The organism is Clostridium beijerinckii HUN142 (assembly GCF_000621745.1).
Classification (GTDB): Bacteria; Bacillota; Clostridia; order Clostridiales; family Clostridiaceae; genus Clostridium; species Clostridium beijerinckii_A.
The window spans coordinates 59,802-83,414 of sequence record NZ_JHXK01000029.1; the positions used below are offsets into that span (position 1 = coordinate 59,802).

Here is a 23,613-nt window from a genome sequence, read left to right on the forward strand (position 1 = left end):
AAATTTCCAATTATTGATGTAATGGCAAATTTATATGGCTAGAAAAAACATAATAAATAGTAAGAATGAATAGTTAATTAAACATAAAGATTGGTAAATTTGCTGATATAGTTAAGGGAGGATATGTTTCCTCCTTTAATACATGATATTTTAAGCAATCTAACACTATGTTTATAATAGGTACTTATTTTCATTTTGTGAATACCATTTTGGAATTATCAAGTTAAAATTATCGTAATGATCGAATGCTTGAAGACAACGTTTGGTCATTCCATCAACTTCTTCTTGACCAAAACTTTCTGCCCATTTAATTGAGTACAAAGACGCATGAGCTACATATACTGCATGTACTTTCCAAAAATCAATGGGTGGATTTCCATTAAAGTATCCTTGAATTTGACCTACTGAGAACGCAATACTATGTTCTATATTAAAACTTTGAATCTTGTAAAACTCTTCGTATTTATCACCACATTCCCAGCGGTTAAAATCTATAACACCAATTGTTTTATCAGGTGTGCATATTAAGTTTCCAATGTGAAAGTCACCATGTTCATAAACGGGAGATGATTTGCACAACATATCAATATTATTTTTTACGAATGCTATCGCAATTTCATCATTTGAAATTCGAACGGATGAATTTTCATACATTTGCAACTGCAATAACTTTTTAGAAATTTTATTTACAAAAGGAACATCTTGTGGTTCAACTGGGATACCATGAATTTGGTTTAAAATTTGGCGGGAATTTAAGCCAAGTCGATATTGTTCTATTTCAGGTAAAGAATTCAACTTTTCTTCAAGAGGATAACCTTCTATCCAACTTAAAAGCATATAAACATTTCTATGTTCATTAAAATACCCAAATTCTATGGCTCTAGACATTTTAAAATCCAGTGTATTAAATTTTTTTATGATTTCAAATTCTCTCTTTTTTTGTTCATAAGTATCAGTATTAGATATACGAAGTAAATATTTGATATTTTTATTATCTTCTATGTAATATTTTTCATCAGTTGACCAACCATATTCTATTTTTTTTATTTTCATCCATGTATTCGAAATTGTTATATCATTAAAATTGTAATTCATTATAAACCTCTCAAATCATATTTATCCCTATTCAATTATAGTTGCGTAATAAATCATAAATTATTTGAATATATTTTTTTGAAAACTGAGCAAAGATATTGCTGAAGTAACTATAAATGTAATATACACCCTAAAATAGTATAATTATAACATAAAAATATCTTTGGAAGACAAGTTATACTGAAAAACTTAAAAAAGCTGATTGTCAGCCTCCTTACAGTTATATAATTCTTGATTAAAAAAATTTTATTGACAAAATATAGGTTAGAGAATATACTGATAAAAAGTAATCATATAAAATTAGTATGAATTAAAAAATAAATATAAGTATAATATGTGCTTAATAAAAATAAATAAGAAATGATTGACTAGAAAGCTAGAGATCGTAGAAATTTAGGGTGGTTAAGTCTTTTTTGGACTTTTCCTGCTTAGGGATTTTTGCGGTCTTTTTTGTTTTATTTTAGGCAATAGGCACTATCAAAAAAATTATTTGGCTGTGGGGATGTGTTTATGGATTTACAAAATTTTATTAGGAAATTTCAAATACCAGAGGCGGCTTATCCGTTCATCAACAAGATATTTACTAAAGAAGAAATTGAATTTGTAGATAAGATGGACAAGGATGCATTTACTAAGAAGGACATAGAGAAAATTATAGATGAAAATTCAGATGAGTTTATAAAAAATAGCTATAGAAGAGGTATTATTTCACTTGTAGATGAAGAAACATCTACATATAAAATAGCAAATTTTTATAGTAGATTAGATATTTTTTCAATATCTAAGCAAGAGGTTTATAGAAGTATCCCAAAGGAAGATCAACTTGCTATGGATGCCTGGTATTTTAAGGCTTATTATGATGGGTTAGACCCTGATTTTAGTGTAAGGCCTACAGAGGATGAAATCTTACCACTTAACAAGGTGTTAGAATTCATTGATACTCAGGATAGGCCTGTTTATCTAAATTATTGCGATTGTAGAAGCCTTAGAGGTGAATGTGAAAAACCAACTAAGACCTGTATTACGTATAGAAATGGAATTAATACATTTGCACATAGAGGCTTATCAGAAGAAATAGATAAAGAAAAAGCAAAAGAAATAGTAAAAAATGCTGATAAGAAAGGTCTTATGCATACTGTTAATTCAAATGGTATATGTAATTGCTGTGGCGACTGCTGTTATTTATTTAGAAGCCAGGCAAAAAGAAATAGCAGTGGATTTTGGCCAAAAACAAATCAAATTATTGAACTTAATTCAGATAACTGCATTAAGTGTGGTGCTTGTATAAAAAGATGTTATTTTGATGTATTTACTAAGGTTGATGGAGTAATAAAAACAGATATTTCAAAATGCGTAGGCTGTGGAATTTGTTCAAATTCGTGTCCTAAAAAGGCACTTAAGTTACAGGAAAGAAAATAACATGATAGTTAGGCATACGGTTTGATATATTTTGAATGTGATTAAATTAAAAGAGAGGGATTAAAATGAGTTACGAAGCATATAAAAATAATCAGTTAGGTTTTACTACAAGACAATTACATGCAGGTTATAATCCAGCAGAACATTATAGATCAAAAGCAGTTCCAATTTACCAAACAGCAGCTTTTGAACTTGGGGATTTTGAGAGATGTATTAGATTATTCGATTACTCCGAAGAAGGCCATTCTTACGTAAGGTTTTCAAATCCAACTAATACGGTACTTGAAAGAAGGCTTGCATCTCTTGAGGGAGGCATAGAAGCAATTGCATTAGGTTCAGGAATGGCAGCAATATCTAATACTTTTTTGAATATTTCAAAATCAGGAGACGAAATAGTAGCTGTTAATACTTTATATGGAGGAAGCACAACCTTATTAAATAGCATTTTACCTGATTACGGAATTGTTGGAAGGTTTGTAGAAGATGAAAATGACATAGAATCATACAGAAAAGTAATTACAGAAAAGACAAAGGCAATTTATATTGAAAGCCTTGGCAATCCTGGTATGAATATAATCGATATTGAGGCTGTGGCTAATCTAGCTCATGAACATGGAATACCATTAATTGTTGATAATACCTTTGCAACTCCATATTTATTACGACCATTCGAATATGGAGCGGATATTGTTTGTTATTCTGCAACTAAATACCTTGCAGGCCATGGGACAACAATTGTAGGTGCTGTAGTTGAAAAAGGTGGTTTTAATTGGTTAAATGGGAAATTCCCTCAGTTTGAAAAATTTTATGATGAATACAAAGATACGATAGGAAAAGATATTTTAGATAAAACAATGTTTACTAAGAGACTTAGAATCATATACTTAACTGATTTAGGTGCACACTTAAGTCCAACTAGTGCATTTTATTTATTGCAAGGCATTGAAACTTTATCTTTAAGAATGAGAGAACATACAGCTAATGCGCAAAAGGTGTCTGAATTCCTTGAAGGTCATCCGAAAGTTCTTTCAGTGGCTTACCCAGGACTTAAAAGTAATAAGTATCATGAATTAGCTGAAAAATATTTTCCTAAGGGGCCAGGCGCAATAATGTCTATCAGATTAAAAGGTGGAATAAAGGCAGCAAGAAAAGTCCTTGAAGAAGTTAAAGTATTTGATTACATGGTAAATGTGGGAGATGCAAAATCACTTATTGTACATTCAGCAACATCAACTCATTTTGGACAATCTAAAGAAGAAAGAGAAAAAGCAGGAGTATATGATGATACTTTAAGATTATCAATAGGAATTGAAGAGGCAGAGGATTTAATAGCAGATCTTAAGCATGCACTTGATTCAATAGAGGAATAAAGAGCATTAAGTAATCAATATTTTTCTATAAAACAAACTTATGTTCTCAGAACATAGGTTTGCATCAATAAATGCTATATGATATAATTACTGGAAGAAAAGAAGGGCGCTTATAATAATCAATGAGAGATTAAGCAATCAAAGATATATGAAGAGTTACAAGTTTTATTCAATAATTACAATAATAATTTTGACTATGTCGTATATATTTACAAAGATAGGAATTATATATTATTATTTATTAAGCCTAAGCACAATTCCATATATCTTTGACTTAGGAGCTGTATAGTATTTTTTAGGAACGTTAATACTTTTGATTTTTTTACCAAAGGTTTTATAAGAACTTAAAAATTTTAGGAATTATACTTTTTTAAAAAGGGAAGTGAAAATATGTGGCAAAATATTATAGATTATTTTCAAAAGGACATGAATAATTATTTGCAGGCAATAGGGCAGCACTTAGAAATAAGTTTACTATCCTTATTTGTAGCAGCGATTGTTGGGATTCCCTTTGGAATATTATCTACTAAAAATAAAGTTTGGTATAGATGGGTGACAACCTGGTTTAATACTCTTAGAATTATTCCAAGCTTAGCTGTTCTTATAATGTTTATTCCAATTGTAGGAACAGGGGTTAAACCTGCACTTATTGCATTAGCGTTACTTGGAATACCACCGATATTATTAAATACAGCACTTGCCTTTAATACAATTCCTGAATTTATGATAGAAACTTCAATGGCAATGGGAATGTCAAAAGTGCAGAGTTTTTGGAAGGTAAAGGTGCCATTAGCTGCACCTCTTATGCTAACAGGAATTAAAACTGCAATGGTTGAGATAATTGCTAGTGCTACCCTTGCTGCTTATATTGGTGGTGGGGGAGTTGGGAACATTATTTTCACTGGATTAGGACTTAATAGAGCAGATTTACTTCTAATAGGTGGTGTTACTGTAGCAATTCTTTCAATGCTTGTAAATGTAATTATGTTAGGTTTGGAAAAATATCTGCTTAGATATAAGTATATTAATTCGAATATATAGTTTTAAGTCGTTAAATTTTGCGGGTTAGTGTGAGTATGAAAAAATGCCATACGAGTTTTAGATAAGATTATCAAAAGACAAGTAATAAAGATTAATTTAGATTGGGGAGTGATAATTATGAATAAAAATATTAAAAGAATCATAGGAACGCTATTAATTACAGTTACACTTGGGGGGCTTGTTGCTTGCGGAAATAGTAAAGGTTCAAGTGGAGATAAAAATACAATCCGTATAGGGTCAAAGGACTTTACAGAAAACTCAATAGTAGGTGAAGTTTATGCATTAGCTCTTGAAGATAAAGGTTATAAAGTAGAAAGAGTACCTAATATAGCAAGTTCAGTTATTCATACATCGCTTGTAAATGATGAAATTGATTTATACCCAGAATATACTGGTACTGGATTATTAGCAATTTTAAAGAAGGATTTAATTACAGATCCAAAGCAAGTTTATGACACAGTTAAATCTGAATATGAAAAGCAATTTAATTTAGAATGGCTTGACTATTCGCCTGCAAATGATGGACAAGGTTTAGTAATTCGTACAGATGTTGCAAATAAACTTGGAATTAAAACTATTTCTGATTTACAAAAGCATGCAGGTGAAATCAGATTTGCATCACAAGGTGAATTTGATAAAAGAGAAGATGGTATTCCAGGCTTAGAGAAGGTTTATGGAAAGTTTGATTTTAAATCTACAAAGGTATATGACAATGGATTAAAGTACGAAGTGTTAGCAAATAATGAAGCAGATCTTGCACCAGCATCTACAACAGAAGGTCAATTAGTAAAACCTGAATTTACTTTATTAGAAGATGATAAACACGTATGGCCTCCATATAATTTAGCACCAGTAATTAAAAAATCAGTATTAGATGCTCATCCAGATATTGCTGATGTTTTAAATAAAGTTAGTGCGAGTTTAGATACTAAAAAGATAACAAAATTAAACGCAGAAGTTGATGTAGATAAAAAAGAATACGAAGAAGTAGCTAAGGAGTATTACGATTCTATTAAATAATAGATAGAAGGAGATATTCAAGATGAGTATAGCAATAGAGTTTAAGAATGTTTATAAACAATTTAAAGGAGCGGTATATAGCGCAGTTGATAATGTAAGTCTAAAAATTGAGCATGGAGAATTCGTTACAATTTTAGGATCTTCAGGGTGTGGTAAGACAACACTTCTTAAGATGATTAATCGCTTGTATGATCCACATAAAGGAAGTATTGAATTTTTTGGTGAGGATATTAGTAGTAAAGATCCAGTAGAGTTTAGAAGAAAAATAGGTTATGTAATTCAACAGGTTGGTTTGTTTCCACATATGACCATAGCAGGTAATATAGCAACTGTTCCAAAGATACTTAAGTGGCCTAAGGAAAAAATAGAAGCTAGAGTAGACGAATTACTTGAACTTGTTGGGCTTGAGCCAAAGGAGTTTAGAAATAGATATCCAGCACAACTATCTGGTGGTCAGCAGCAACGTGTAGGACTTGCTAGGGCTTTAGCAGTTAACCCTGATGTAATGCTGCTTGATGAACCTTTTGGTGCAATTGATGCAATAAATAGGATAAATCTTCAAGATGAGTTATTAAAGATTTATAATACTTCAAAGAAAACATATTTATTTGTAACTCATGATATTAATGAAGCATTTAAGCTCGGCAGCAAAGTGTTAATAATGGATAAAGGAAAGATACAGCAATTTGATACACCAAGAAATATTGCTAAAAATCCAGCAAATGATTTTGTAAGATCACTAATTAATTCTGCAAAAGGGCAGGAAGTATTTTTGGAGGATTAGAAATTTATGATTGACTATTTATTAAAATATCCTGATAAATTATTAAAAGCCTTTGTAGGACATATAGAAATTGTATTAATTACTTTAGTGATTTCTATAATTTTAGCAGCATTATTAACAATATTAGCGGCTTATTCAAAAATAGCATCTAAATTGCTGGTTAATATATTTGCTATGATATATTCAATTCCTAGTTTAGCATTATTTGCGATTTTGGTGCCAATAACAGGGCTTGGTAAAGTTACTGCAATTATAGTTTTAGTACTTTATAATCAGTACATACTACTAAGAAACACAATAGATGGTCTTAATAATGTGGATGCTTCCGTTGTAGAAGCGGCAACTGGAATGGGAATGAGTAAAAGCCAAATATTATTTCAAGTTAAGTTGCCTTTAGTTACTAAGCCAATCTTTGCAGGAATCCATCTTGCAGTAGTGTCCACAATAGGTATTGCTACAATTGCAGCTTCTATTAATGCTGGTGGGATTGGAAGTGTCTTGTTAGACGGACTTAGAACAGTAAATACAGCTAAAATACTATGGGGAACATTGATGTCAGCAGGCTTAGCTATAGTAGTAAATGCAATACTTAATCTGATTGAGAAAAAGATTACTTAAAGCCATATATATTGCAAGAATTTTAGCCCTAATTATGAATTATGAATTGTGAAATGTGCATTGTGAATTGCAACATATATATAACCTTTGAGAAATTATATTTTTAATAAACTAATATCATATAATCAAAATGGGACTTAACGCATTAAAGTAAACATATCAAAGAATTTAGAAAGATCTGTTAAAATTATTTTATGATTTTGATAGATTTTTCTTTTTTTGTACGAATTAATATATGTAAGTACAAACTTACTAAATGCAAGCTTGCTTTATCCGATAGTTAGCATCTGTAAAATTCCCTCTTCTTCAATTGGGAGATAACAGCTGCACGCTTCTGGACATTGTGCCCCCTGAGGGTATAAGTTCAACTAAATTCAGCTGGAGTATGAAACTCCACCTGAAAAGTTTACACTTTATGGGAAGAGGTAAAAAATGAAGGTGAATGAAGATAATTATATTAAAGAATTAAGAAATAGAAATGAAAAAGCCTTAGATTATGTTATTGATAATTATGGTTGGATTATAAAATCTATTGTAGGAAAGCATCTATATGGGATCAATAGTGTTCAAGAAGAATGTATAAATGATATTCTTTTAGGAATTTGGAACAACATAAATAGCTTTAACGAAAGTAAAAATGAATTTAAAAATTGGGTGGCTGGTATATGTAAATTTAAATGCATTGATTACAAACGAAAATATTTAAAAGATCTACAACATGAGAATATAGATGATTTGAATATCAGTGAATATGGTGTTGAATCAGAGAATTTAGAAAATGAATTAAGTAATGAAGTAGAATCGCTGCTTGGATGTTTAAAGGAGAAGGATAGAAATCTACTTTATAAGCTATATGTTGATGAAATGGACATTAATGAAATAAGCAACGAATATGGAATGAAAAAAGAAGTTATATACAATAGATTATCTAGGGCAAAAAAGAGAATAAAAGATATTTTTAATATTGATAATAGAAGAGGTGTTAAGCATGAAGAATAACATATATAGTCTGCTTAATGAAGCAAACATCGATTTAGATGAATACAAAAAAGAAGATTTTAATGATATTGAAAAGGAATCACTTAAAAAGAATATTAGGAAATCTATAAAGAAGAGTAGAAAACAAAATGTTGGAAGAAAAGTAATAGCTGCAGCTGCAATAATAGCAGTACTAGTTGGTATGTCTTTTGGAAATACAGGAGCTTACGCCATATCAAAAATAAATTTATTCAGCGAAAGCATTTCAAGTTTCCTAGGAATAGAGAGAAATTTAGAAGATTATAATACAGTAATCAACAAATCTGTTACAGACAATGGAGTAACAGTTAAATTAAATGAGGTAGTGTTAGATGAAAATGAACTGCTTATATCTACTGATATAAGCGCAGATAGGATTTTAAAAAACTACGAATTTTGGTATGGTGAAATGACTCTGTACATAAATAATAAAGAAGTTAAATGTACAGGAGATAGTGGTAGTCTTAAACAGTTAGACAATTATACTACACAACAATTAGCAGAATGTGATTTAGACTTAATAAAAGATATGGATTTAAGTGGAAATTTAAATATAAAAATTATATATTCTAAAATGAAGATAGATGATTCTGATGATATAGATGGAACTTGGAAATTTGAATTTAAAACTAGTGAAGATAAGCTTAAATTTGATACTAAAACTGTCAATCTTGATTATGAATTTGATATTCAGAATGGTGATAAATATATATTTGAAAAATACACAGGCAATGCTTTAGGTCAAAAAATATATGGTAAAACAATTGATAATTCAGAAACTAAAGAAACATACAATATTTTACTAAAAGGATATGACGATTTAGGAAATAAAGTTGTATTTGATATACCAAGAGGAACCAAAGATGAGTTTGTATTAAAATATGATAATTTGTTAGCTGGAAATATTAATGAAAAGGCAAGTAAATTAATTCTAACACCGTATGCGGGAAAAATCCCAGAACAAAGTATTGATGAATATGAAAAAGTTGGAGATGAATTTACAATAAATATTAAATAAAAAAAATAATGGGGGAGAACCAAATCTAGATAGAGGAGGTTCTCCTTTTTAAGTAATATCTATTTAGAAAATAATCTAAATAGATATTGACTTTGAAGATAAGAATTGATATCTTCTATTTAGAATTATTTCTAAATAGAAGATAAAAAGGAGATGGTAATTTGGGATTTCCAGAGACTTTTAAAGCATTGTCAGATCCAGTTCGACGAGAAATTTTAGTAATGCTGAAAAGTGGTAAAAAATCAGCTGGGGAGATTTCAAAGGAATTTGATATGACAGGTGCAACAATTTCATATCATATATCTCAATTAAAAAAGGCTGGTTTGGTTTTAGAGACAAAATACAAAAATTTTATATATTACGAAATCAATGTATCAGTATTTGAAGAAGTAATGCTTTGGTTTTCGCAATTTAGGGGGAATGAAGATGAAAAAAGATAATATTTTATGGATTACAACTATTATTTGTTTTTTGCCATTGATTCTTTCATTTGGATTATATGATAAATTACCTGAAGTAGTGCCTATTCATTTTAATTATGCAGGTGTTCCAAATAATTATGTGCCAAAAGCAGTTGGAGCGTTTGGAATGCCGGTTTTAATGGCGATAATTAATATTTTTATACACTTTAAGCTTAATAATGACCCAAAGAAAATGAATTCACCATCTGCATTGAAGTATTTAGGAAAGTGGTCTGCTCCAATTATTTCTGTTGTATTAGTGCCCGTCACCTTATTTATTGCACTTGGATATAAAATTCCTATTCAAATTATTACATCAGTAGTCGTAGGAGTCATTATTGTAGCATCTGGAAACTATTTACCAAAATGCAAGCAGAATTATACTGTTGGTATTAGATTACCATGGACATTAAATAGCGAAATGAATTGGAATAAAACTCATCATATGGCAGGATATCTTTGGATACTTGGCGGTATTTGTATGATAATCTTAGGTTGTATGCAGATGAAAAGTGCTTTAATAACTTTAATTATTTTATTAGTCATTGTAGTAATTCCATGTTATTATTCATATTGGTTATATAAAAATGGGGTATAATAAACTGCTGTTTTCATAAATATTATATGTAATATGGTATCGGAAAAAAATTTTAGAAGCATATATGTAGTTGATTTAAATAAACATATGTATGCTTTCTTTTTTTACATTAAAGAAAGCATACATTATGTGGATATTCAATTTAAATATTCAACTTATTAACTGAACATATTTACAAAGTTGCTAAAACTTTAAGTTCATATCTTCACTAAAAACTATAAATATATTTTATAGTTTTTCAGAACAAAGTATTTATGATTTCAGTAAGTTACCATATAAGTCTACTTTCGGTGGATTATTTCATAAGCCTAGATTTAATGCTGCTTATAAATAGTATGTATTCAATCTTATATTAGCTTAACAGTTAAATTATTCAACTGTTCTCTAATATCATCAGTAATGTTCGAGTCAGTAATTATAGCATCAAATTCATCTATAGTTGCAAATTTATAGAGACTATCTACATTAAATTTTTCTGTTTCAACGAGTAAAAATGCTTCTTTACTTGTTGAAACTATAAGTTCTTTAAGATTACCATCTTCTAACATAGCAGTACATACGCTGTTAGTAATTAAATTTACACCAGAACTTCCCAAGAAACCTTTATTAAAAGTATATTTAGATATGCTCTTAATGGCTTCTGAGCCTAAGACTCCTCCGCTTCTATTATCATATACACCACCTATGCATATTAATATAACGGTTTCATTGTCATTAAAAAGTGGTGGAATTATAGACATATTAGTTATCAAAGTTATCTTTTTTGTGCTATTAGCTATTAGTTTTGCTAATAAAAAATTTATGCTTGAGGACTCTAAAAAAATAATATCTCCATCCTCTATAAGCTCAAAAGCTTTCTTGGATATTAACTCTTTACTACTTAAGTTAACTGTCATTCTAGTAGTTATAGAGCTTAATTTAGAAATCTCCCTATTTAGTATAGCTCCACCATAGGTCCTTTGAAGATTACCACTTTTCTCTAATCTTTGAAGATCCTTTCTTATCATACCCTCTGAAACATTAAATTGTTCACTTAGTTCTTTTACTTTTACTCTACCATGTTTATTAAGTATATTTAAAATCTGTTCTAATCTTTCTTCAGTAAACATTAAGCACCTCACCAATTATTATCGTTTAGTATTGTTATTGATTAATATTATAACATTATTCTTTTAATTTATAAAATATATTGAATAGATATTTAAAAAGGTATATAATGATACCAAAAGATAACAAGTGGTATATAATGATAAAGAGTAAACTTAATTAGTGAAATATTTTAAAAAAGATATAATTTAGCGTTATAGGTTAATACCTAGCGTCATATTTTATATATTTAGGCATCTTCAAAGAATAGCTGAAATGTTAGCAATTTTTGAAGGTGCCTAATTTAATAGATATATACAGAATAGCATATAAATATGAACCACCTTAAAATAACATTGCAAATAATAAATATATAGTATTATAAATACAGGATAATAGTTCAATATAAGGGCAATATCCTGTATTTTTATTCATAAAAAGCAATAATTCTATTATTTGTTGTGAAGTATTTTATTATTGCTCCGTATTTATAGATGAAGGATATAAGATATAAGATAAGAAAGGAGTTAAGCAATGGTTATCAATGAAGATAATGTTTTATTAGAACTTAAAAAAAGAAACACTAAGGCTTTAGAATATATAATAAATACTTATTCAAATTTCGTTTTTAAGGTAGTTATAAATGTTTTGGGAAATGATAATTATGAAAGTGCTAAGGAATGTCTTAATGATATATACCTCTTAGTATGGAATAAGTATCAACTTTATAATCCAGAGAAGGCTTCCTTTAAAAATTGGCTCTTAGCTGTCAGTAAGTATAAGGCTATTGACTATAAGAGAAGCTTAAAGCAAACAAATAATGTAAACATCGAAGATGAGTTTTTATTTTCTTCTAATAATATTGAAAATGAATATATCCTAAAGGAAAAGAAGAAAGAGTTACTTGAGCTATTAGATAATGAAAGTAAAACAGATAGGGAAATATTCATAAGAAAATACATTTTTGATGAGGATATAAACAGTATAACCAAAAAATTAAAGCTATCAAAAGGTGCAGTTTACAACAGGCTATGGAGAACAAGGAATTCTCTTACAGAAAAACTAAATGCTCCGTGCGAAGGGGAGGTAGTAAAATGAAATCAAATTTGAATGAAGATGAAATTTTAGTTCTATTAAATGATGTTACTATTACTGATAATGAATTAAGTTCGTTGGAATTTAATGATATAGAAAAAAGAAAGTTACTTTGTAAAGTAATTAATAAGGTTAAAGAAAATAGTTCAAAGAGAAGGCATATTTCAGTAGCGGCATCTCTTATCTTAGTATGTTTAATAGCATTAGCAGGTAAATCAGTAATTGCAACCATAAATGTAGAGATATTTGGAGACAATAGAGGAATTGAACAAGCAGTCAAGCATAACTATGTACAGGAAGTTAATAGAGGTATTGTCAGTAATAGTGGAGTTGGAATTCAAGTTACTCATATGGTAATAGATAAAGCGAAATTTGCTTTATCCTTTGATTTAAAATTTGATAATCCAGAAATCTTAAAGAAGAATTTACAATGGTTAAATATGGATTTAGAAATAAAAGATGATAAAGGGAGAATAATTAAGGGATATTGTGATCAAGACCTTTCTGACAAAAATGTACTGGGAGTTATTAGTTCGAGTTCTGATAACTTTGAAGTTCTAAATAAAGACACAGGAGAAGCAAGATACAATCTTATACTAGATTCTGATGATAAAAATATTCCAGTTCTAAATAATATAGATATAAATATAAAAACAATTTCTTTTGATTTTAATGATGACCAAAATGATAGCCTAGATAAGGAGATAACAGGAAAGTGGCAATTTAGCATAGATGTAAATAGTAAATTAAAAAATAATAAAAGTATATTTTTCACTGGAGAAAATACTGAAAATGAGATTAAGGTAAATTCTGTAGAAACAACTCAAACCGGTACAGTACTAAAATTTACTCCTTCTAAGAATGTAGATTATAAAGATGTATTTAAAAATGTGTATCTTATAGATGACAAGGGCGTAAGTAAAAATGTTACAGGAAATGTAGGTTCTATGGACGATGAAAATAATAAGTCAATTTATACAGTAACTTTTCCTATAACAACTTTTGATAATCCTAAAGATTTGACGTTTGTAATTAGAGATTACTATGGAAGAAATGTTGAAATAAAACTAAATAGAAATTAGTTTTATTTATAAGAAATAAAAGAAAAATATAAAAATATATGGATCTCTTAAAGTAAAAGCTTAAATTAAATCAACATTATAACAGCTATTTTAATAATTGGAGTAATTACGGGTAAAGTTCATGCTGCTCTAGGTATATTTTATTACAAGCTTATTATAATTTGTTGAAGAAGTGATTTTTTGGTTATAGGCTGAAAGAAGAGGATTGAATGATTAAAAAAACTGATGTTTTATGCTACTAACTAAATGGTGAATTTTCTCTTTAACATTGAATCTATGTTAAAGAGAAAATATTACATTCTTGAAGAAGTATAATATAGGTATTTTACAGTATCGTTAGTTAAATGTGATTATTAAAATATATAATAGAAATTTCCGCTATTCTAAAATTGTAAGTCCCCACTTCTTCAACTCTATAAATGCAGTTTCTAAACTCTTACCTTTTTCAGTTAATTCATATTCAACTTTTGGAGGAATTTCTGGATAAACTATTCTTTTAACTAACCCAAACTTCTCTAATTCACGTAGTCTAAGGGAGAGCGTTTTGGGGCTTATCCCATCTAAAGAGCGCAACAAATCTCCAAATCTAATTTTTCCATCTATCAATAAATCTCTTATTATTAGAAATGTCCATTTACTACCTATAATATTTATTGCTGCCTCAATAGGACATTTTTCATTAGGATTTCCTCGTTCAAGTTTGATTTCTGACATAAATAAAACTCCTTTCAGCCGTTGATTTCTCACTATACTTACTTTTTTGAAATTATATGAAAAAAATATCACTACTTTTCAAAGTATAGTATAGATAATATAATGACAATAAGCAAGAGATTTAAATAAAAAGGAGATTATAATTATGAATACTTTTAAAAATTATACTTTAAAAAATACAAACTTAAAGAATAGAATTGTTATGCCACCAATGTGCATGTACTCTTCGGATGAGACTGGTATGGCAAATGATTTTCATTACACTCATTATGTTAGCAGAGCCATTGGTGCAGTAGGTCTTATAATACTTGAATCTACAGGAGTTGTTGAAAATGGAAGGACAACAGACAATGATTTAGGGATTTGGGATGACACGCATATAGATGGACTGAAAAAAATTGTTAATGGTGTTAAAAAATATGGTTCTAAAATTGCAATACAATTAAATCATGGTGGAAGAAAATATACAGGAACAGCTAGTCAGGCTGTAGCTCCAAGTGCAGTTAAATTTGATGAAAGAAGTACATTGCCTAAGGAATTAAATAGAGATGATATTAAAGAAATTGTATTAAATTTTAAAGAAGCAGCGAAAAGAGCAGATAAAGCGGGATTTGATGCTATAGAAATACATGGAGCACATGGTTATCTAATACATCAATTTCTATCACCATTATCAAATTTAAGAAAAGATGAATATGGTGGAAATATAAAGAATAGAACTAGATTTCTAAAAGAAATATTACAAGCTGTGACAGAAGTATGGCCAAAAGAGAAAGTAATTTTGCTTAGAGTATCAGCTTATGATTATAAAAATGGTGGAATAAAATTAAATGATATGATTGAAATCATAAATGAAATTAAAGAGTATATTGATATAGTGCATGTAAGTACTGGAGGATTAATTCCAGCAGAAATAAATGCATATCCAGGATATCAAGTAAATTATTCAAGCATAATTAAAGAAAAATGTAACATTCCTACAATAGCTGTTGGATTAATTACAGATATTAATATGGCTGAGGAAATAATATCGAATGATATAGCAGATTTAGTTGCAGTTGGTAGGGAACTTTTAAGAAACCCATACTTTGTGTTAAATGAAGCAAAAACTAGAAACTTAGATTTTGATTATCCTGAACAATATAAAGGTGCTTTCAAATAAGGCTCTGAAGGTAGAGACTCTACGTTATACTAGTTAATATATTTTAATCACATAAAGGTATATGTTTAGTAAAGTTTATGTGCTTATTTATTAATATAAAAAACAAGGTTTGGGGGTAAAGTTTACACCCAACCTTGTTTTTTATAATATTTCTTTTAGATTATACCAAGCTTTTGATGGTTCTATTTTTATTAAATAAAAGTATCTTTCTAGTAGCATTATTTTTGAGAGATACATTTTTTAGGACAAGCTAATTGGCAAGCTCCACAGTCAACACAAGCAGATTCAGTGATTATTCTTTTTTTATCCTTATCTTCTGTGATGCATCCAACAATACATACTCTCACGCAAGTTCCACAACCTACACAGTCAGATTTACTAATTCTTCTAGACATAATTTTCTCCTTACATTTAGAAAACTATAGTGTTTGTTTACAAGAGGTAACTGTAACTTCTAATGTTCTTGTTAGGAATGGACATTTTTCTTTCATTAGATTAAAGTTATCTCCATCTTTTAAGAATTTAGCAGTTCCTTCAAGTAAAAATCCAGTTCCCATATAATTGTATCCCATCACTTCTTTACTACCAAGAGTCAATTTAACTTTAGGGTTAGCATTAACATTTTCTTCTGTTTTAATCATGGCAGCTGCAGGGATTAAGATTTTATTTCCTTCTGCAATGATTAAGTAACTATTCCATGTGTTAGCAACATGAGCTTCGTTATTTGAACAAGTCACAATAGAAACTACTCCCTCATGATTTAATACCTCAAAAAATTTTTCTGTAAACATTCTATATTCCTTCTTTCTTTCTTAAATAAAGATATGTATTATCGTCGATAAATGTTATCTATAATTATAATATGATTATTTCTTTTGTTTGTCAATATAAATATTTGGCAGGGAACATATGCTTGATACCATATGATTATCTTGAATGGGAATAAATAATAGGATATTATTAATAAAAGACTATAAACTAAAGGAGTATGAAAAATGAAGTTTTCAGTAGGAGTAGAATATGCAATACATTGCTTATTATATATGGTAAAACTAGAGGAAGGTAAATCAGTAGGAATAAGAGACTTGGCAACCTTTCAAGGTATTTCAGAAACTTACTTATCTAAAGTATATGCAAAATTAAGCAAAGCAGGAATTATAAAATCTATACCTGGTGTGAAGGGTGGTTATGCGTTAGCTCGTAGTGCGGAAGAAATAACATTTTGGGATATTGTTGAAGCAGTAGAAGGAAGTGAATCATTCTTTCAATGTGCAGAAATTAGGCAAAATAATATATTATTAGATAAAGATAATTTGCCAGATACACATACAAAATGCCCGTGTTTAATAAAAGTTGTAATGTCAGAAGCAGAAGACGAAATGAGAAAATACTTAAGAAAAAAATCGTTGGCGTGGTTATACAATGAAGTATATAATAAAAAGCTTCCCAAAGAAGTTGAAAAAGCAACAATTGACTGGTTTAATAATAGCAAAAAGTAATTTAAGTAGTAAAAATTAGGAATATTAATAGCTTTAGGGTGGGCTCGCATTTGGAGGTGATATTGTTAATTGCATTATCATAAGCAATCTAGATTTTTTTGCCTATAAGTCTTGAGATAGTTCGTAGTTGACAGTGAAATACACGACTATATATGACCGTATTGTAGAAATCCAATACGGTTTTTTACTATATATAAAATTAGAAGGTGATGTTGTAATTATACTATAAGATTGTGTTGATATTTTTTACAAAGGAATAAACACATAATAAAATATAGAAATTTGAAATTATTATTATATGAATTATTAGAAAAGATTTACAGAAACTATTGACATTGTTATGATAACGTTTTATACTTTACTTAACCGGGTTACTTAACCGGTTAAGTAAAGAAGAGGTGAGTTTATGAATAAGATTTGTATTCTTGGAAGTATCAATATGGATATGGTTGTTTCTATAAATAAAATGCCACTAATTGGAGAAACAATTTTTAGTGATAATTTTAAGTTAGCACATGGGGGCAAAGGTGCTAATCAGGCAGTTGCAGCACAAAGATTAGGAGCAGAAGTACATATGATAAGCAAGGTAGGACAAGATGCTTATGGATTACAAATAGTAAATAGTCTGGAAAAAGAAAATATAAATGTTGATAATGTATTTAGAGATGATGTTAGCCCAACAGGTACAGCAATAATAACTGTAGACAATGAAGGTAATAATTCGATAATAGTTGTACCAGGTGCAAATATGACTCTTAATTTAAAAGAAATAAATAAATGTAAAGAAGTCATAACTTGTAGTGACATAATAGTATCACAATTTGAAACACCTATTGAAGTTACAATAGAAGCTTTTAAATTTGCAAAAGAAAATGAAGTTATTACAATTTTAAATCCAGCACCAGCAAAGGATATTCCAAAAGAATTACTTAAATATACAGATATTATAATACCTAATGAAACAGAAGCTACAACATTGACTGGAATAAATGTAAATGATTTAGAAAGTGCAAAACAAGCTGCAAATATCTTTTTTAATAATAATGTTAAGTATGTAATAATTACATTAGGTGATAAGGGCGCAGCTGTAATATCAAAGGAAGATGGAATTTTAATCCCTGCATATAAAGTTAATGCAATAGATACTACTGCAGCTGGAGATTCGTTTATAGGAGCAGTAAGTACCAAATTAACAAAATCTAATTTAAATATTAATTCATTAGCAGAAGCAGTTAAATTTTCAAATAAGGTTTCAGCTATAGCGGTTCAAAGAGAAGGAGCGCAACCTTCAATACCATCTTTAAAAGAAATTAACGAGATTTATGGGGAGGAATAGAGATGAAAAAAATTGGTATTTTAAATGGAGAAATTTCTAGCGTGGTTTCAAAAATGGGACATAAAGATTTAATAGCTATAGGAGATTGTGGATTACCAATACCTGATAAAACAAAAAGAATAGATATAGCATTAACAAAAGATATTCCTAGCTTTATGGATACATTAAAGAACGTATTATTAGAACTTCAAGTAGAAGAAGTGATTTTAGCTGAAGAAATAGAAGAAAATAATCCTAAAATTTTTGAGGAAATAAAAAAACAATTTCAAAATGTGAAATTTACTTTTATAACTCATGAAGAATTAAAAATAATGTTAAATCACTGTAAGGCTGTAATTAGAACAGGAGAGCAGACTCCTTATGCTAATATAATTCTTAGATCAGGAGTAATTTTTTAAGGAGGAGTAATTATGGAAGAAAACATTCCTTTCCTTCAGATGGAAGGCATATTGAAGAGTTTTCCAGGAGTAAAAGCACTTGAAAATATAAACTTAAGTTTATATAAAGGAGAAGTATTAGCTCTTTTGGGAGAAAATGGTGCGGGAAAATCTACATTGATGAAGATTTTAACTGGTGTTTATCAAAAAGATGAAGGTAAAATTATTATGGACGGTTCAGAAGTAGAGATAAAAAATATAAAAGAAGCTGAAAAATTAGGTATATCAATGATACATCAAGAGTTAAGTGTTCTACCTAATTTAACAGTTGCAGAGAATTTGTTTTTAGGAAATGAAAAAATAAATAAATTAACTAAAAAGTTAGATAGAAAAACAATGAACAGTATGTGTAAAGATTATTTAGAACAGATAGGATGCAATGTTAAGCCGAATGAGTATGCAAAAAATATAAGCATTGGAGAAATGCAGATGCTTGAAATAGCAAAAGCAATTTCAAAAAACTCTAACGTAATAATTATGGACGAGCCAACAACAGCATTAACAGATGCAGAAACAGAAAAGCTTTTCAAAGTTGTCGAAAGGCTTAAGAGTAAGAACATAGCAATAATATATATATCTCATAGATTAGATGAAATTTTTGCTATTTGCGATAGGATAAATGTTTTAAGAGATGGAAAATATGTAGGTGAAGTTCAAGTAAAAGATGTTACTAAAGATGATTTAATAACTATGATGGTAGGTAGAAAAATGGAAGAACAATATCCATATAAAGAACCTGCTAATGTGACAACTATATTAAAATTAAAGGATATTTGTTTAAAAGGAGTTTTACAATCAATTAATTTAGAGGTAAGAGCTGGGGAAATCCTTGGAATGTCAGGACTTATGGGGGCAGGTAGAACAGAAGTTGCGAAGGTCATTTTTGGAGAATACAAAAAAACTAGTGGTTCTATTGAGATGAACGGGAAAGAATTAAATATAAATTCTCCTAAAGATGCAATAAACAACGGAATCGCATATTTATCAGAAGACAGAAAAAAAGAAGGACTTATTCTTCCTTTATCAGTAAGAGAAAATATGACATTGGCTTCTTTGAATAAGTTTGAAAATAAAAATTTTTCTATAAGCAAAACAGCTGAGAAAAATACAGTTGATAAATATATAAAAGACTTATTAATTAAAACTCCTAACCAGGATCAGCTAATAAAGAATTTAAGTGGTGGAAATCAACAAAAGGTCATTATAGCCAAATGGCTTATACAATCTCCTAAAGTTTTAATAATAGATGAACCTACAAAAGGTATAGATGTAGGTGCCAAAAAAGAAATATATGATGTATTAAATATGTTAAAAGCTAAAGGAACAGCAGTTATTATGATTTCATCAGACATGCAAGAAGTGCTTGGAATATCAGATAGAGTAATAGTAATGCATGAAGGTAAAATAACTGGAGAGTTAGACCGCAAAGAAGCGACCCAAGAAAATATAATGAAATTAGCGATTGAATGATGAAAAAAGTTTAATTTTTTTATAAGGGAGTGTTGAAAGTGACTAATATAGAGAGTGAAAAAAGTTTAATTTCTTATAAGGGAGAGTTAAAAATGACTAATATAAAGAATAATTTATTAAAATATAAATCTATTTTAGCATTAATTGTATTGTGCGCAGTTATTACTATAATTTCACCATCATTTTTACAAGTATCAAATTTAAGAAATTTATTTACTCAAATTTCTGTAAATGCTGTTATATCATTGGGAATGACTTTTGTAATACTTACAGGTGGAATAGACTTGTCTGTAGGATCAATTGTTGCAATAGCAGGGGCAGTATCAGCTGTAACTATAAAAAATACTGGAAGCATATCACTAGGAATATTAGCAGCATTACTTACAGGGATTTTAGTAGGAGTAATTAATGGAATAATTGTTGCTAAAGGAAGATTTCAAGCTTTTGTAGCGACTTTAGCAACACAAACAATATTTAGAGGTGCGACTTATGTATTTACTGGAGGTAATCCAATATCAGGAATAGGTGATGGCTTTGTCAAATTAACTAATAGTAGAATATTAGGAATACCTGTTCCGGTTATTATTACAATAATTGTATTTGCTATTTGTGCATATCTTTTAACTCAAACTAGATATGGAAGATATGTATATGCAGTAGGTGGAAATGAAGATTCAGCAAGACTTTCGGGAATAAGTGTTACTGGTGTTAAGACTTGGGTGTATATTATATCTGGTGCTACAGCTGCAATCGCTGGAATTATTGTCGCAAGCAGAATAGGATCAGCAGCACCAACAGCTGGTAACGGCTATGAATTAGATGCAATAGCGGCCATAGTTATTGGAGGTACAAACTTAGCTGGTGGCGAAGGAACAATACTTGGAACAATAATAGGTGTGTTAATTATAGGGGTTTTAAGTAATGGTTTAAATCTTATGGATGTTTCAGCTTTTTATCAAACTATAGTAAAAGGGTTAGTAATACTATTAGCAGTTTTAATAGAAATGAAAAAATCTAAATAATGCATTAAGTATTTATCGTAAAGAAGAAAACGATATTACTAGTTTAATCTAAAAGCGTCGCTTAAATATTAAACTAATAAAAATTATAAAAAATATTTTTAGGAGGGAATTTTATGAAAAAAATATTTAAACTAGCATCAATAGCTATGATAGCAACTATGTCAATGGGGGCGTTTGCAGGATGTAGTTCCAGCAGTTCAGGGACATCTTCAAGTACAAAATCTGATTCTAAAAAAATAGGTATGGTTGTCTCAACTTTAAATAATCCTTTCTTTGTAACACTAAAGGAAGGTGCTGAAGCTAAGGCTAAAGAATTAGGATATGAATTATTAGTTGTTGATTCACAAAATGATTCATCTAAAGAGCTTTCAAACGTTCAAGATATACTACAAAAAGGAGTTAGTGCGTTAATACTTAATCCTGTTGATAGTGATGCAGCTGCAAGTTCAGTTGCCCAAGCTAACAATGAAAAAATTCCAGTAATAACTGTAGACAGACAAGCAAATGGTGGTGATGTAATTTGCCATATAGCATCAGATAATATAAAAGGTGGAGAAATGGCAGCTAACTTTATAAAAGAACAACTTGGCGACAAAGGTAATATAGCAGAACTTCAAGGAACACCAGGTGCTTCTGCAACACGTGATAGAGGAACTGGGTTCCATAATATAATTGATCCAGACAAAAACTTAAAAGTCGTATCATCTCAACCAGCTGATTTTGATAGACAAAAGGGATTAACTGTAACTGAGAACATGTTACAATCAAATCCAGATATTCAAGCTATCTTTGCACAAAATGATGAAATGGCATTAGGTGCTGTTAAAGCATTAAACACTTCTGGAAAAAAAGCTATAATTGTTGGATTTGATGGAGGCGATGATGCGAAAAAAGCTGTAGATTCAGGAGAAATGACAGCAACAGTAGCACAACAACCAGATTTAATGGGAAGTATGGCTATAGAAAATGTTAAAAAGATATTAAATGGAGAAAGTGTAGATAAGAACATTGCGGCTGAATTAAAATTATATGTAAAATCTAAATAATAAAATATAAGTTTATTAAGATAATAAATAAAAGTATAATCCAAAGTTTATGTGATTAAGGATTATACTTTTATAATATAATTATTGGATATTTATTAGTTGAATTAATTACGAATAAAGAATAGGAAATTAAAATAAATAAAATTAAGGAATAGGGGCGTAAAAAATGAGATTTTTTTTAGATACAGCAAATGTAGAACATATTAAAGAAGCAAATGAAATGGGAGTAATATGTGGTGTAACAACAAATCCATCACTAATAGCAAAAGAAGGAAGAGACTTCAATGAAGTAATAAAAGAAATAACAAAAATAGTTGATGGACCAATAAGTGGAGAAGTTGTAAGCGAAGATGCTGAAGGAATGATAAAAGAAGGAAGAGAAATTGCAGCAATTCATAAGAATATGATAGTAAAGATTCCAATGACAGCTGAAGGATTAAAGGCAACTAAAGTATTAGCAAGTGAAGGAATTAAAACAAATGTAACATTAATATTCTCAGCAACTCAGAGCTTACTTGCAGCAAAAGCAGGAGCAACATATGTAAGCCCATTCCTTGGAAGAGTAGATGATATCTCAATGATAGGTATGGATTTAGTTAGAGATATAGCAGAAATATTTTCAGTACATGGAATAGAAACAGAAATAATAGCAGCAAGCGTAAGAAATCCAATTCATGTAATAGAAGCAGCAAAAGCAGGAGCAGATATATCAACAGTTCCTTATAGTTTAGTAATGCAAATGTTAAAACATCCATTAACAGACCAAGGATTAGAAAAATTCAAAGCAGACTGGGCAGCTGCATTTGGAAAATAGGTTGCCTCAGGTTTGAAATTAATGCGAAGCGTAGCATGGGACTTAATTAGCACAACTAAGAACTTATAAAAAAATATGTCTATGAAATGAGGATAAAGATGAGTAGAGAATTAGATAAATTATCTATTAATGCAATAAGAGTATTATCAGCAGATGCTATTGAAAAATCAAAATCAGGACATCCAGGTTTACCACTTGGATCAGCTACAATGGCTTATACATTATGGTCTAAGATGAATCATAACGGAAAAAATCCTGAATGGGATAACAGAGATAGATTTGTATTATCGGCAGGACATGGTTCAATGCTTGAATATTCATTGCTACATTTATTTGGATATGGACTTACAGTTGAAGATATTAAAAACTTTAGACAATTCGGAAGTTTAACACCAGGACATCCAGAGTT

At 29.4% G+C, this 23,613-nt stretch carries 25 protein-coding genes and 1 pseudogene; 21 read left to right on the forward strand and 5 right to left on the reverse strand.

The genetic code is table 11. From position 1 onward, the window contains the following. Positions 1 to 171 precede the first annotated feature (171 nt). Positions 172 to 1,095, reverse strand: a complete 924-nt coding sequence (locus T483_RS0113740; RefSeq protein ID WP_026887379.1) for an aminoglycoside phosphotransferase family protein — start codon at positions 1,093 to 1,095, stop codon at positions 172 to 174. Positions 1,096 to 1,605: 510 nt separating this feature from the next. On the opposite strand from T483_RS0113740, the gene T483_RS0113745 reads away from it, so the two are divergent. The 10 genes from T483_RS0113745 to T483_RS0113790 all read left to right on the forward strand — a co-directional run bounded on the left by T483_RS0113745 (position 1,606) and on the right by T483_RS0113790 (position 10,441). Further along, positions 1,606 to 2,514, forward strand: a complete 909-nt coding sequence (locus tag T483_RS0113745) for a 4Fe-4S binding protein (protein WP_026887380.1) — start codon at positions 1,606 to 1,608, stop codon at positions 2,512 to 2,514. 65 nt (positions 2,515 to 2,579) lie between these two features. Continuing rightward, positions 2,580 to 3,884, forward strand: a complete 1,305-nt coding sequence (locus T483_RS0113750; protein WP_026887381.1) for an O-acetylhomoserine aminocarboxypropyltransferase/cysteine synthase family protein — start codon at positions 2,580 to 2,582, stop codon at positions 3,882 to 3,884. 390 nt (positions 3,885 to 4,274) lie between these two features. Further along, positions 4,275 to 4,925 carry an ABC transporter permease gene (locus T483_RS0113755; RefSeq protein WP_026887382.1) on the forward strand — a complete coding sequence of 217 codons (651 nt, stop codon included), beginning with the start codon at positions 4,275 to 4,277 and terminating at the stop codon, positions 4,923 to 4,925. A 117-nt stretch (positions 4,926 to 5,042) separates the two neighbouring features. Further along, on the forward strand, positions 5,043 to 5,945 hold the full coding sequence (locus T483_RS0113760; protein WP_026887383.1) for a glycine betaine ABC transporter substrate-binding protein: 903 nt from the start codon (positions 5,043 to 5,045) through the stop codon (positions 5,943 to 5,945). 22 nt (positions 5,946 to 5,967) lie between these two features. Beyond that, positions 5,968 to 6,729, forward strand: coding sequence for an ABC transporter ATP-binding protein (locus T483_RS0113765; RefSeq protein ID WP_026887384.1), 762 nt, complete (start codon positions 5,968 to 5,970; stop codon positions 6,727 to 6,729). Positions 6,730 to 6,735: 6 nt separating this feature from the next. Next, a complete protein-coding gene (locus tag T483_RS0113770) occupies positions 6,736 to 7,347 on the forward strand; it encodes an ABC transporter permease (RefSeq protein WP_026887385.1) in 612 nt (203 codons plus the stop codon). Between the two features lie 432 nt (positions 7,348 to 7,779). Further along, positions 7,780 to 8,346 carry a sigma-70 family RNA polymerase sigma factor gene (locus tag T483_RS0113775; protein WP_026887386.1) on the forward strand — a complete coding sequence of 189 codons (567 nt, stop codon included), beginning with the start codon at positions 7,780 to 7,782 and terminating at the stop codon, positions 8,344 to 8,346. Beyond that, entirely contained in the window at positions 8,336 to 9,382 is a 1,047-nt protein-coding gene (locus tag T483_RS0113780; protein WP_026887387.1) for a DUF4179 domain-containing protein, read from the forward strand. The genes T483_RS0113775 and T483_RS0113780 overlap by 11 nt, the downstream gene beginning before the upstream one ends. 161 nt (positions 9,383 to 9,543) lie before the next feature. Continuing rightward, positions 9,544 to 9,822 carry an autorepressor SdpR family transcription factor gene (locus T483_RS0113785; protein WP_026887388.1) on the forward strand — a complete coding sequence of 93 codons (279 nt, stop codon included), beginning with the start codon at positions 9,544 to 9,546 and terminating at the stop codon, positions 9,820 to 9,822. Beyond that, positions 9,809 to 10,441 (forward strand): SdpI family protein, encoded by a 633-nt coding sequence (locus tag T483_RS0113790; RefSeq protein WP_051560387.1) that lies wholly within the window; start codon positions 9,809 to 9,811, stop codon positions 10,439 to 10,441. The genes T483_RS0113785 and T483_RS0113790 overlap by 14 nt, the downstream gene beginning before the upstream one ends. A 347-nt stretch (positions 10,442 to 10,788) precedes the next feature. On the opposite strand, the gene T483_RS0113795 is transcribed toward T483_RS0113790, so the two are convergent. Next, positions 10,789 to 11,550 carry a DeoR/GlpR family DNA-binding transcription regulator gene (locus T483_RS0113795; protein ID WP_026887390.1) on the reverse strand — a complete coding sequence of 254 codons (762 nt, stop codon included), beginning with the start codon at positions 11,548 to 11,550 and terminating at the stop codon, positions 10,789 to 10,791. A 511-nt stretch (positions 11,551 to 12,061) separates the two neighbouring features. Here T483_RS0113795 and T483_RS0113800 point away from each other — a divergent pair. Next, positions 12,062 to 12,625, forward strand: coding sequence for a sigma-70 family RNA polymerase sigma factor (locus tag T483_RS0113800; RefSeq protein WP_026887391.1), 564 nt, complete (start codon positions 12,062 to 12,064; stop codon positions 12,623 to 12,625). Then, positions 12,622 to 13,704: a DUF4179 domain-containing protein gene (locus T483_RS0113805; protein ID WP_026887392.1), complete on the forward strand. Its 1,083-nt coding sequence runs from the start codon at positions 12,622 to 12,624 to the stop codon at positions 13,702 to 13,704. The genes T483_RS0113800 and T483_RS0113805 overlap by 4 nt, the downstream gene beginning before the upstream one ends. A 378-nt stretch (positions 13,705 to 14,082) precedes the next feature. Here the strand turns inward: T483_RS0113805 and T483_RS0113810 are convergent, their stop codons facing one another. Continuing rightward, a complete protein-coding gene (locus tag T483_RS0113810) occupies positions 14,083 to 14,418 on the reverse strand; it encodes a winged helix-turn-helix transcriptional regulator (protein WP_023974071.1) in 336 nt (111 codons plus the stop codon). Between the two features lie 145 nt (positions 14,419 to 14,563). Between T483_RS0113810 and namA the strand changes: the two genes are divergently transcribed. Next, positions 14,564 to 15,580: an NADPH dehydrogenase NamA gene (gene namA / locus T483_RS0113815; RefSeq protein ID WP_026887393.1), complete on the forward strand. Its 1,017-nt coding sequence runs from the start codon at positions 14,564 to 14,566 to the stop codon at positions 15,578 to 15,580. A 218-nt stretch (positions 15,581 to 15,798) separates the two neighbouring features. Here the strand turns inward: namA and T483_RS0113820 are convergent, their stop codons facing one another. Then, positions 15,799 to 15,975 carry a 4Fe-4S binding protein gene (locus T483_RS0113820; protein WP_026887394.1) on the reverse strand — a complete coding sequence of 59 codons (177 nt, stop codon included), beginning with the start codon at positions 15,973 to 15,975 and terminating at the stop codon, positions 15,799 to 15,801. Between the two features lie 24 nt (positions 15,976 to 15,999). Beyond that, positions 16,000 to 16,371, reverse strand: coding sequence for a pyridoxamine 5'-phosphate oxidase family protein (locus T483_RS0113825; RefSeq protein WP_026887395.1), 372 nt, complete (start codon positions 16,369 to 16,371; stop codon positions 16,000 to 16,002). Positions 16,372 to 16,575: 204 nt separating this feature from the next. Here T483_RS0113825 and T483_RS0113830 point away from each other — a divergent pair, with 204 nt between their 5' ends. The 8 genes and pseudogenes from T483_RS0113830 to T483_RS0113865 form a co-directional block, all read left to right on the forward strand. Beyond that, the gene (locus T483_RS0113830) at positions 16,576 to 17,079 is read left to right on the forward strand and encodes an Rrf2 family transcriptional regulator (protein ID WP_026887396.1); all 504 of its coding nucleotides are present in this window, start codon (positions 16,576 to 16,578) and stop codon (positions 17,077 to 17,079) included. A 406-nt stretch (positions 17,080 to 17,485) separates the two neighbouring features. Next, a complete protein-coding gene (gene rbsK / locus T483_RS0113835) occupies positions 17,486 to 18,415 on the forward strand; it encodes a ribokinase (RefSeq protein WP_026887397.1) in 930 nt (309 codons plus the stop codon). A gap of 2 nt (positions 18,416 to 18,417) precedes the next feature. Beyond that, positions 18,418 to 18,813, forward strand: a complete 396-nt coding sequence (gene rbsD, locus T483_RS0113840) for a D-ribose pyranase (RefSeq protein WP_026887398.1) — start codon at positions 18,418 to 18,420, stop codon at positions 18,811 to 18,813. A 12-nt stretch (positions 18,814 to 18,825) separates the two neighbouring features. Continuing rightward, positions 18,826 to 20,322, forward strand: a complete 1,497-nt coding sequence (locus T483_RS0113845) for a sugar ABC transporter ATP-binding protein (RefSeq protein ID WP_026887399.1) — start codon at positions 18,826 to 18,828, stop codon at positions 20,320 to 20,322. 92 nt (positions 20,323 to 20,414) lie between these two features. Continuing rightward, positions 20,415 to 21,344, forward strand: coding sequence for an ABC transporter permease (locus T483_RS0113850; protein ID WP_026887400.1), 930 nt, complete (start codon positions 20,415 to 20,417; stop codon positions 21,342 to 21,344). Positions 21,345 to 21,457: 113 nt separating this feature from the next. After that, positions 21,458 to 22,390 carry a ribose ABC transporter substrate-binding protein RbsB gene (gene rbsB / locus T483_RS0113855; RefSeq protein WP_026887401.1) on the forward strand — a complete coding sequence of 311 codons (933 nt, stop codon included), beginning with the start codon at positions 21,458 to 21,460 and terminating at the stop codon, positions 22,388 to 22,390. A 166-nt stretch (positions 22,391 to 22,556) separates the two neighbouring features. Continuing rightward, positions 22,557 to 23,204 carry a fructose-6-phosphate aldolase gene (gene fsa, locus T483_RS0113860; protein WP_026887402.1) on the forward strand — a complete coding sequence of 216 codons (648 nt, stop codon included), beginning with the start codon at positions 22,557 to 22,559 and terminating at the stop codon, positions 23,202 to 23,204. Positions 23,205 to 23,302: 98 nt separating this feature from the next. Beyond that, positions 23,303 to 23,613, forward strand: a pseudogene (locus tag T483_RS0113865) (transketolase); the annotation flags it as partial.

Coding starts and splice junctions, on each gene's coding strand:
- T483_RS0113765 (WP_026887384.1), top strand. CDS start 5,968: ATGAGTATAGCAATAGAGTTTAAGAATGTTTATAAACAATTTAAAGGA.
- T483_RS0113820 (WP_026887394.1), bottom strand. CDS start 15,975: ATGTCTAGAAGAATTAGTAAATCTGACTGTGTAGGTTGTGGAACTTGC.
- T483_RS0113740 (WP_026887379.1), bottom strand. CDS start 1,095: ATGAATTACAATTTTAATGATATAACAATTTCGAATACATGGATGAAA.
- namA (WP_026887393.1), top strand. CDS start 14,564: ATGAATACTTTTAAAAATTATACTTTAAAAAATACAAACTTAAAGAAT.
- rbsK (WP_026887397.1), top strand. CDS start 17,486: ATGAATAAGATTTGTATTCTTGGAAGTATCAATATGGATATGGTTGTT.
- T483_RS0113780 (WP_026887387.1), top strand. CDS start 8,336: ATGAAGAATAACATATATAGTCTGCTTAATGAAGCAAACATCGATTTA.
- T483_RS0113745 (WP_026887380.1), top strand. CDS start 1,606: ATGGATTTACAAAATTTTATTAGGAAATTTCAAATACCAGAGGCGGCT.
- T483_RS0113850 (WP_026887400.1), top strand. CDS start 20,415: ATGACTAATATAAAGAATAATTTATTAAAATATAAATCTATTTTAGCA.
- T483_RS0113825 (WP_026887395.1), bottom strand. CDS start 16,371: ATGTTTACAGAAAAATTTTTTGAGGTATTAAATCATGAGGGAGTAGTT.
- fsa (WP_026887402.1), top strand. CDS start 22,557: ATGAGATTTTTTTTAGATACAGCAAATGTAGAACATATTAAAGAAGCA.
- T483_RS0113760 (WP_026887383.1), top strand. CDS start 5,043: ATGAATAAAAATATTAAAAGAATCATAGGAACGCTATTAATTACAGTT.
- T483_RS0113810 (WP_023974071.1), bottom strand. CDS start 14,418: ATGTCAGAAATCAAACTTGAACGAGGAAATCCTAATGAAAAATGTCCT.
- T483_RS0113775 (WP_026887386.1), top strand. CDS start 7,780: ATGAAGGTGAATGAAGATAATTATATTAAAGAATTAAGAAATAGAAAT.
- T483_RS0113790 (WP_051560387.1), top strand. CDS start 9,809: ATGAAAAAAGATAATATTTTATGGATTACAACTATTATTTGTTTTTTG.
- T483_RS0113755 (WP_026887382.1), top strand. CDS start 4,275: ATGTGGCAAAATATTATAGATTATTTTCAAAAGGACATGAATAATTAT.
- T483_RS0113845 (WP_026887399.1), top strand. CDS start 18,826: ATGGAAGAAAACATTCCTTTCCTTCAGATGGAAGGCATATTGAAGAGT.
- rbsD (WP_026887398.1), top strand. CDS start 18,418: ATGAAAAAAATTGGTATTTTAAATGGAGAAATTTCTAGCGTGGTTTCA.
- T483_RS0113750 (WP_026887381.1), top strand. CDS start 2,580: ATGAGTTACGAAGCATATAAAAATAATCAGTTAGGTTTTACTACAAGA.
- T483_RS0113830 (WP_026887396.1), top strand. CDS start 16,576: ATGAAGTTTTCAGTAGGAGTAGAATATGCAATACATTGCTTATTATAT.
- T483_RS0113805 (WP_026887392.1), top strand. CDS start 12,622: ATGAAATCAAATTTGAATGAAGATGAAATTTTAGTTCTATTAAATGAT.
- T483_RS0113800 (WP_026887391.1), top strand. CDS start 12,062: ATGGTTATCAATGAAGATAATGTTTTATTAGAACTTAAAAAAAGAAAC.
- T483_RS0113795 (WP_026887390.1), bottom strand. CDS start 11,550: ATGTTTACTGAAGAAAGATTAGAACAGATTTTAAATATACTTAATAAA.
- T483_RS0113770 (WP_026887385.1), top strand. CDS start 6,736: ATGATTGACTATTTATTAAAATATCCTGATAAATTATTAAAAGCCTTT.
- rbsB (WP_026887401.1), top strand. CDS start 21,458: ATGAAAAAAATATTTAAACTAGCATCAATAGCTATGATAGCAACTATG.